The sequence below is a fragment of the Neobacillus sp. genome (assembly GCF_031988165.1).
In the GTDB taxonomy this organism is placed as follows: Bacteria; Bacillota; Bacilli; order Bacillales; family Cytobacillaceae; genus Neobacillus; species Neobacillus rhizosphaerae.
Window position 1 is genome coordinate 1 of the sequence record NZ_DALZYO010000076.1, and the last position, 8,929, is coordinate 8,929.

Below are 8,929 nucleotides of genomic sequence, written 5' to 3' on the forward strand. Positions count from 1 at the left end.
CGTTTTAGAAGTGGACTTCGATCAAAATATAGAAGCTATTCATCATTTTTTAGGAACAAAAAGTGTTGCTCAAAAGGAAGAACAAAAAGAATAAATTAGTTTATAAAAATAACGCTAGGATTTGTTGATCCTAGCGTTATTATATAGAGCGGAAAGAATTCCAGTAGGTTCATTTATTCTATCATTGGATGATAGAAATCATTTTTTCTAAAATTAGAGGTGTGGCTTGGTCCATAGCTTTGTTAGGTCGACATACCCAAAATGTTTGATTTCAATATTCATGAGATTGATTGAAAAAGGGATCCGCCGTTTTACATAATACAATGGCACGCAGAGCGATTCGTTCTGTAAATACTGTTCGATCCTCAAATGATGAGCATTCCAGTTTTCAAAGGAAATCGAATCATATGCCTTAATGAATTGGTTCAGTTGTTTATCTTGCTTTATTAATAGTTGAAGGGGAGAGAAACTATTGATTAAAAAGAAATAATAATAAAAGGTTTGGTTCAGTTCGAAAATTTCTCCATGAATAAACAAGTCGGCATCTAAACGGATATTCGTATCATATACTCCTTCTCGGAAGGAGATTTTTATCATTTCAACCTCAATTCCGGCTTGTTCGAGCTTGTCTTTTAACCAATGGGACGTTTCACTTGTATAGTTAACAAATTGCATCCTTAACGGTCTTGTCATCACAGGTCTCGGAATAGTAGGCATTGTATACGATGTAGACAACCCGATTAAACACCCTTCATGGTTCCCCATTATTCTAGAATTGACCTCTGAAAGCTCATGACGATGGTTGGCGATGACCATATGTATATAATCACGGACTTCCTTCCGTTCCATATCAGATCCGCGATAGGGATTCATAACGACAATTCCAAAACCTGAATCACTTTCCACCTTAAAGGTTTCCACCTGTTCAGATTCATGAGCCCCATAATAGACCACTTCAAATTCCCGCGGGACCTGGATGAAATCCACACGATCGAGCAGCGGCCGATGCCCAAAATACTGTTTAAAAGCAGCAAGAACTGTTTTCCCTTCTGTCTCTTCCGCCAGATAAAAGCCACCAGTTCCTACCAATTTACTATTCAATTTTTTAAAAATACTTGCTGATAAAAGGCTTAGGAGCTGAAGGACATAGGTGCATCCTGCTGGAAACGTCAGCTCGACTACAAGTGGTGCAGGAGTTGAAATCGAGGTAATCGGTTCCCATAGCATGAAGTAGTGTTCATCCCGCTTCATTCGCCAGAAAGATTCGACCACATCTTCCGCTTTCATGATCGATCCGTCATGAAACGCAACATCTTTCCGTAAAAATAAAAGCAAAGAAGTATCACTATATTCCCATGAATGCGCAAGCTCTGATGTAACCGAATTATCAGCGTTTAACGTGACAACACGATTATATAGATTGGCAATTAGATTCGCACTGTGGGTATCCGCAGCTTTTAGAGGATGAAAGGTTAAAAAAGGATTAAAGCGCGGAATAATGAGTCTGTCCTGCTCCTCCTGATGAAAGCCGAAATTTGTTTGAAAGGCGGTCATTAATCGCTGTTTTGTTTCCAGAGACCAATCTAGCAGTAATAACCTGCTTACCTCCTCAATTGCTCCCTTTTCAAGCAATTGTAAAAATTGCAGTTCGAATTCTTGTTCCACATCCCTCAGCCATTCCAGGGACGATGTATGCCCCCTTCCACGCCCTGACTGAAAAATGAGCCATCCATCCTTCTGCCATTGGTGAAGCTTCCTTCGTGTTTGTTTCGTACTGAGGTATAAGCGATCGGCAATTTCTTCTACTTTAACATTCCCCGATTCTACCTGGTTCCTTAGTGTTAATAAATATCGATCCATTCTACTTGCTCCCTTAAAAGTGGACATTTTTTTCAAAAAAGGTCATTTTTAATCATTTCCGTCTCCTTTACTATACAAATATAGGAAGGAGCTGGCAATATGAAATGGAGAGACTATCCACAAAACTTAAGGGTGCGCCTTATTACATCGTTTTTCAATAAAGCAATTTCCAGTGCCGTTATGCCCTTTATGGCCCTGTTTTTCGCCGAACACAAAGGTGCGGTTTGGGCAGGGCTTTTCTTAGGGTTGAACGTTTTTATCAGCTTTATTAGTACACTAATTGGGGGCTACCTGACTGACCTCTTTCGCCGTAAGACGATATTGGTGATCACCTCTGCCTGCAGTTCGTTGATGTTCGCTTTCATGACATTCAGTTTAATCCCTGATCAAAAATGGATCAAGCTATTCGCGTTCGCCTATATGGTATTTATGGTATCCAGCAGTCTAGGACGGCCAGCCATGCAGGCAATTATTATCGATTCCACCACTGCCGAAAATCGGAAAGCGATTTATTCGCTGGACTATTGGCTCAATAATTTATCCATGGCAATCGGGACTGCGATTGGCGGGCTGTTTTACCTGCATCATCAACTTACTTTATTCTTAGTTCTAACAATGGTATCCGTTGGTTTACCTATTGTTTATAGAATTTGGCTGCAGGATTCGTACGTGAAACATCTGAAGAAAAAACATCAAAACATCTTGATTGATTTAGTTGCCAATTATAAACTCGCCTTTCAGGACAAACCATTTGTCATGGCTGTCATTGGCGGTATGTGTATTTATGCCGCGGAATTTTCACTCAATAGTTACATCGGTGTCCGATTGTCTAAAGAGTTTCACTCCGTTTTTATTGGCCACTTTGAAATCGCTGGTGTGAGGATGTTAAGTATCTTAAACATTCAAAATATGCTCCTAGTTGTGTTGCTCACCTTTATGATTACGAAGTTTACCGATCGTTTTGACAAAAAGAAGGTGTTGTTATCCGGGCTTCTCCTATATGGAGTTGGATATATAACGATTACATCCGCGAATATCTGGTATGTCTTAATCGTATTCAATCTGATTGCTACCATTGGGGAACTGATGTACTCCCCGATTGCCAATGCCGAAAAAGCCAACATGATGCCAGAGGATAAACGAGGTTCCTATTCTGCCTTTTCAGGGCTTAGCTTTAGCGGTGCAGATTTACTGGCAAAATCCACCATTTTGCTTGGGGCATATTTGGTACCAACCATGATGAGTGTCTATATTGGCATTATTTTAATGATCGGCACATTTATGCTTTATAGTGGACTATTTATCTTTCAAACAGCAAAACAAAAAGAGAAAATAAAACAATTAACGCATAATTAATGAGAACGAGACAAGCGCATTCTTAGCAGGAATGCGCTTGTCTATGGAATACATAGGCTGAATAAAATGAAGAAACTGATATAGAAACGAACAAAAGAGTTTAATTCTTTTTCTTTTAAAATGTTTTTATAACAATATACTTCGTATAAACGGTGCAACCTATTCCTATTTAATGTTCTATATAATATTAATTGATTTTCTCGATTCCAGTCTTTTTCTGATGGCTTTTTTGCATGATTTGATCCAAATACTGTGTAAATTCTGATACGCCAGAGTATGACAAGCAAAGATATTCTTTGGCCCTTGTCATTCCAATATAAAATAAGGAAACTTCCCTCTCCTTATCGTCTTGAAGTGGAAACGGCATGGAATCAATATTGACGATAAATACCGCCTGAAAATCCAGACCTTTGCTGCTATCAATTGTACTGATCTTGATTTTGCCGTCATCCTTTTTAAAGGAACGCTTGGAGACATCATTTTCCGTAATCCAATAAAACGGTAAGCCCGCCTCCTGCAATGAACGTTGAATGATATCAATAATGGGATATTTATGCGTCTTTTTCACACGATATAATAGTAACATCTCATCTAAGGGAACCTTCCGCTCTTCATGCAGCTTTTTCATTTGTCTGGCAACCAATCTCATTTCCTCAAAGAAATTCTCCGCCTTGATAATCCCCGGTTCCGGCCCTTTTCGTTTTGTACTTTGAGGGGCAATAATGTCACCTTCGAGTTCCCGATTAACGACTTTATTTTTAAACATCGAATGCTCGCGGTAAAAATCCCAGGCAAATTTCACGATTTGCGAAGTATTACGGTAGTTGATGGACAACACCTTTGACCTGCCTTTAAAACTTAAACCAGTATCCTGCAGGTATGATCGTTTGCGCCGATAAATCGTCTGCGCTCGATCTTCTACCAATAAAAGCGACTGTGTATCCGTGTTTAGTAGAAGACTTATAAGCCGAAGCCAATCTGCGTCAAAATCCTGTCCCTCATCAATCAGAATAGCATCATATGAAGGTAGAATGGTTTCCTTTTTCTCGATTTTATCAATTATTTCTGATAGGTTCTGCTCTCTAATTTTTAATTCATTTTTAAGCCATGCATGAAAATTCCGTACAATAATGTTTTGGTTTCGTACTGCTTTGGCATTAGGATCAAAATCAAAAAGATCCTCTGGCTCGTTCAACATGTGATTGATCATTTGCTGAATCGCATTGGCCAAAGAAATGTTATAGCAAAGGATGAGAATCTTCCAATCAGGGTTCTGCTTGGACAACATCTTCGCCCGGCTAGCCAAAATAATCGTTTTGCCACTCCCTGCAACACCACGAATCAAGCGGTTTTTGTCACCAATTTGTTTTGCTAAATTCTCCTGATGAAGATCCATCGTCTTAATATCATGTAAGGATAAGAGCAGTTGATCCTGATACGGAACCGGTGCCTTAAATTCGGCACTAATTCGAACTTCTGGAAACAAATGATAGCGGATGGCATTAATGTCTTCGATGGAAAGCGGTTCCTTTAATCGATATGGAACAACAAACATATTCATAATCTTTTCCATTAGGATTGCATCTGAAAACTCATCTTTTTCACTATCAATTTCATCCCTTGTTAAACATAGATTCGGTTCAATGACGGTGTAAAGACCATCTTGAATAAAATCTTTCGAATACAATCTCGTAAAAACAACACCATGGCCGTAAGGAAATTTTAATTGAAATTTGTATTTGCCGTCTAATTGAATCAGATTTTTATCCCTTTTCAGTGCATCAACCACATGGAACATATTATCCCTAGCTTGTTTTATCGGACTTTTTACGACTGCTTGTTCACCGGAAGTAGCCACAATATGCCATTCGTCATGATTTATTTGCAAAAGGGTATTTCTGGTATAATCCTTTACTTCCAAGACTACTATTCCAAGATCAGGCCCAATAATCACGAAGTCAGGTCTTCTCCCTTGAATTTCCGGTTCAAAGTACACAATATAATCATCAGGTAAATAGGTTTTTAGCGTTCGAAAAAACAACCTCTCCCCTGCGGTGGCAGATGATCTTATTGTCTCAGGAATTGTAATTGCCATAATAACCGCTCCAAAACTTTCATTTTTCTCCATTATACAACAAATAGTGCATTAGGCTTATACATTTCCTAATATATTGTAAATAATCCGATCCTATTAAACAAAATTCTTCCAAAAGTATTGTTTTTCTACGATTTTATTTTAATAATATAGTGGAAGCAATCTTTTACATTCATAGAAAATATTGAGAACTCTAAGAAAGTGGCGTGGATAATGTGATTAAAGGAATCCTCGAAAAATTATTTAAAAAGGACCAAAAATCAAACCAACCAGATGTCAAATATGTCAACCATGATGAGGTAGAGGCATTAGTGGATGCAAAGATAAAAGAGCATGCTGCAGCATTACAAACTACAAGTCATGACCAGGAAATCCAAAATCAAGCTTTATCACAAGATGATTTCACCTTAACCGCTAAGCAGATTGAATACGCCCTCTCCTTAATCGAAAAAGTAAACAATGAATTCATACTGGCCATCGATCCAGCCAAATTAACAATTAAAGATTTGAATAGATTAATAGCTTATAATCGCTACAAGAATAAAGGAACACTTATTAATCTTGTAAAAAAAGGGGTATTGAGAAAAAGATAGACCCGCATACTTGTTCAAATTCAAAAAATCCTTAGCACTACTGGGAATGGTTTCCCTTGTGAGGTGCAAAACAGTAAATCGCAAGTAAAATCGCACCACTAATCACCAAATATTCACAAATAAATCCGGAGTATGAGATAAAGGATTAAATTTCCGTATGCAAAAAATGATGGGTATAGTAGAATACGTTTGTTTATAACAATGAAAAAGCTAGTTTGAGAAGAGGAATGGAAAAATGAAATTTCTTGCGTTTTTTATAATCTTTGTTATTTTTTATGGCATCTTTGATTTGGTCATAAAAAAAACCAATTTTCATCACAAATTATTTGATAACAAATTACTTGGTAAGCCTCGAAAGTATAAATTTATATTCCCCAGAACTGTTTTAATTTTAATATTCGTTCTCTTTACCTTCATCTTAGAATTAGAGAAAGGAAGCTTTAATGAAAAATATGGTAAATTTAATTATATAAGTATTATTATAGGTGCCTTTTTGAGTTCTATCTATGTAAACTTTTCTCCATTGATATTTAGCAGAAATCCCTCATTAAGAAAAGATAATTTAAAAGGTATAGCAAAATTAATGTATCAGGATGTCTCAGATGATCCTTGGGATAAAGAGAACCTTACGAAAAAAAATTTAGATTTCACTATTGAAAGCATACGATTTATTGATATGTACTCAAAAAGATTAATGAATACTAATCTTCTGAATGAGCACAAGGATAATTTCGTGCTTCGAATTGGTGCATATATTGGGGAAGTGATTAAACGTAAAATAAACCAGGACTTTAACTGGTACGAGATGGATTCAGTAAAAAAATATTCTGACAATGTTGATGGGTTAGATAGTAGAAAAAAACAAAGTGTTCTTTATTCTGAAAAGAGGGATATTGTTATTTCACCCTTGTCTGTGGTATTTCAATTCTTAGAAGGAAACTCCTCATATACTAATTTACAAACTTATGTAGAAGAAATGATTATGAACAATTGTTAAATAAAAAAAAATAATCAACTTTATATCATCAAAATAGGAAAAAATTATTCAACTTTCGGTCGCGATTGTTGAAGATTAAAAGCCTAATTCCTCGTTAAAAGTAACGGAGGGATTAGGCTTTTTTTCTTTCAAAATCCTTAACGTTGTAAATCCGAACTTTCTTGGCGTTATCCCATTGGCAACTAGTGGTAAATCCCGTGGCAATCGATGGTAAAAAACATGGCAGAAGTGGGACATTCTTATGGCTGTAATCATTCTTTTACTGCCTCAATATCTTGTCGGCAAAATTGATATTTCCAAAGTAACACTTACTGCTGTTTCCGGAAAATAAACACTTGCACAATACAAATGATAATTCCAAGAAACGTAAAGAGCATAAACAATAAAGTTAGTAACGAAGCACTCTTTGACAATGGATCAATGTTTGTATAAACAGCGAAATAATTTGCAGCCATCCTGGTACTCACAACCATTACAACGACGATTACAAGATTAGCCATAATCCTATATACTAATTTCAACAAATCACCTCATTAGTAATTAAATGAAATCGTTTTCGATTTTACTAAATTTTAACATACTGACGCTTTTACGGTTGAATTTTATTGTGAATACTTATTTAACTAAAGCACTCCCTCCCTTATATAACAAAAAAACAGTTCCCCAAAAGAACGGTAAATCTAAATTCTATAATGCGATTCTTAAACAGAGATAACTTCAATTTCACTACAATAAAAATAAAGGGTATCTTGTTGATAAAAATCTAGATTATTTGTGGGTTTATATAAAAACTATTGAATATATTAACACTCTGTGAAATAATTACCTTATAGTGTAATTTTACACCATTAGAATAAAAAGGAATGTGTATTATGAAGAAGTTATTGAAAGACACTCTAAGGGGAGTGATACTGCGGGCTGAATGCATGCCACCGGTTTCTCCTAATCCTAATTCTTATGTCAGCAAAGATTAAAGAAAAATTAGGATGCAAATTTAATTCTATTCACAAGGGAGAAAGAAAATAATGGAGAGAAAAGTTTTAGTCAAACTTGGTATACCTGTCTTGATACTTGCGGTAGCATACATTTACCTTAGCCAACATTACCATTCCTCTATAAAGGGAGCGTTGATTGAGTTGGATCGGAAATGGGAGGGAGAGATACTGGTCCCTCAAATGGATCAAAGCCGGTTTGCCTATCTGATTGATAAAAAAGGCAACATCTTCTTAGCGGAAGCACCTTGTCAATATGACATTATCTCTTTTTGCAAGGATTTTAAAACATATCCTAGCAACCTAAATATCTATGACTCTCCTAAAGAATATAAAAGCTTTTATTCAAAAATACAAAATAATGGAAAGGACATTTACTTAATCTTAGGCAAAGATCCTTCTGGTTATAATGGTCACTATGCCACTGAGGATATTACCCTTCCCTTCCCTATAGCTACTCATTTAAAGAATGCAAAAATGAAGGAAAAAGCAAATGACATGACTTTATATATTTCTTATGCTATTCCCATGTCTCCTGATCCTACTCAATTTGAAAGTAGAGATTAATTAGAAGATACGAAAAAAAATTATGCATTTACATTGAAAATGTCTGTATCTAGTAATCTAAAAGTGGGCCATCATAGTCATTGAATAATGTCCGTAACTCATTTGCTTATTTTTATGGAATCTTAGACAAGAAGTTCACCCACCGATATTATGCCGCACTCAGTGAAAGATATAGTCTGAATGAAGGAAAGATTATTAGCTGGACCATCCAGTAAAAAACGGATCCTAACCCTGCCAAATCCGACTTTAACTAAAAAGTCAGAGGCAAAAAGCGTCTGACTTACAGAGAAAATATTCACTCATATTATTAATCTTCAAACGTAGAAAATCCTATCGATGAAGATGAAAGGGCTTTGTCCCACTCTTGTTTTTGTTGTTTTTGTTGAAGCGATTTTAAGTCAGCACAAAGTCGAGTAACATCTACCTGCTGTTCATAATGGCATTCAAGGGCAATAGATGTGTAAAGTTC

7 protein-coding genes are annotated in these 8,929 nt (G+C 36.1%); 4 read left to right on the plus strand and 3 right to left on the minus strand.

Annotated elements, in window-relative coordinates; all coding sequences use genetic code 11:
* Window positions 1-213: 213 nt before the first annotated feature.
* Window positions 214-1,860 carry an ABC transporter substrate-binding protein gene (locus tag RTR43_RS25005; protein WP_312476661.1) on the minus strand — a complete coding sequence of 549 codons (1,647 nt, stop codon included), beginning with the start codon at window positions 1,858-1,860 and terminating at the stop codon, window positions 214-216.
* A gap of 99 nt (window positions 1,861-1,959) precedes the next feature.
* Here RTR43_RS25005 and RTR43_RS25010 point away from each other — a divergent pair, with 99 nt between their 5' ends.
* On the plus strand, window positions 1,960-3,216 hold the full coding sequence (locus tag RTR43_RS25010; RefSeq protein ID WP_312476663.1) for an MDR family MFS transporter: 1,257 nt from the start codon (window positions 1,960-1,962) through the stop codon (window positions 3,214-3,216).
* A 187-nt stretch (window positions 3,217-3,403) separates the two neighbouring features.
* On the opposite strand, the gene RTR43_RS25015 is transcribed toward RTR43_RS25010, so the two are convergent.
* Window positions 3,404-5,311: a 3'-5' exonuclease gene (locus RTR43_RS25015; protein ID WP_312476665.1), complete on the minus strand. Its 1,908-nt coding sequence runs from the start codon at window positions 5,309-5,311 to the stop codon at window positions 3,404-3,406.
* A gap of 215 nt (window positions 5,312-5,526) precedes the next feature.
* Here RTR43_RS25015 and RTR43_RS25020 point away from each other — a divergent pair, with 215 nt between their 5' ends.
* On the plus strand, window positions 5,527-5,904 hold the full coding sequence (locus tag RTR43_RS25020) for an ABC transporter ATP-binding protein (RefSeq protein WP_312476668.1): 378 nt from the start codon (window positions 5,527-5,529) through the stop codon (window positions 5,902-5,904).
* Between the two features lie 235 nt (window positions 5,905-6,139).
* Window positions 6,140-6,901 (plus strand): hypothetical protein, encoded by a 762-nt coding sequence (locus RTR43_RS25025; protein ID WP_312476671.1) that lies wholly within the window; start codon window positions 6,140-6,142, stop codon window positions 6,899-6,901.
* Window positions 6,902-7,209: 308 nt separating this feature from the next.
* On the opposite strand, the gene RTR43_RS25030 is transcribed toward RTR43_RS25025, so the two are convergent.
* Window positions 7,210-7,422, minus strand: coding sequence for a hypothetical protein (locus RTR43_RS25030; RefSeq protein WP_312476673.1), 213 nt, complete (start codon window positions 7,420-7,422; stop codon window positions 7,210-7,212).
* A 504-nt stretch (window positions 7,423-7,926) separates the two neighbouring features.
* Here RTR43_RS25030 and RTR43_RS25035 point away from each other — a divergent pair.
* The gene (locus RTR43_RS25035) at window positions 7,927-8,460 is read left to right on the plus strand and encodes a hypothetical protein (RefSeq protein ID WP_312476675.1); all 534 of its coding nucleotides are present in this window, start codon (window positions 7,927-7,929) and stop codon (window positions 8,458-8,460) included.
* Window positions 8,461-8,929 lie beyond the last annotated feature (469 nt).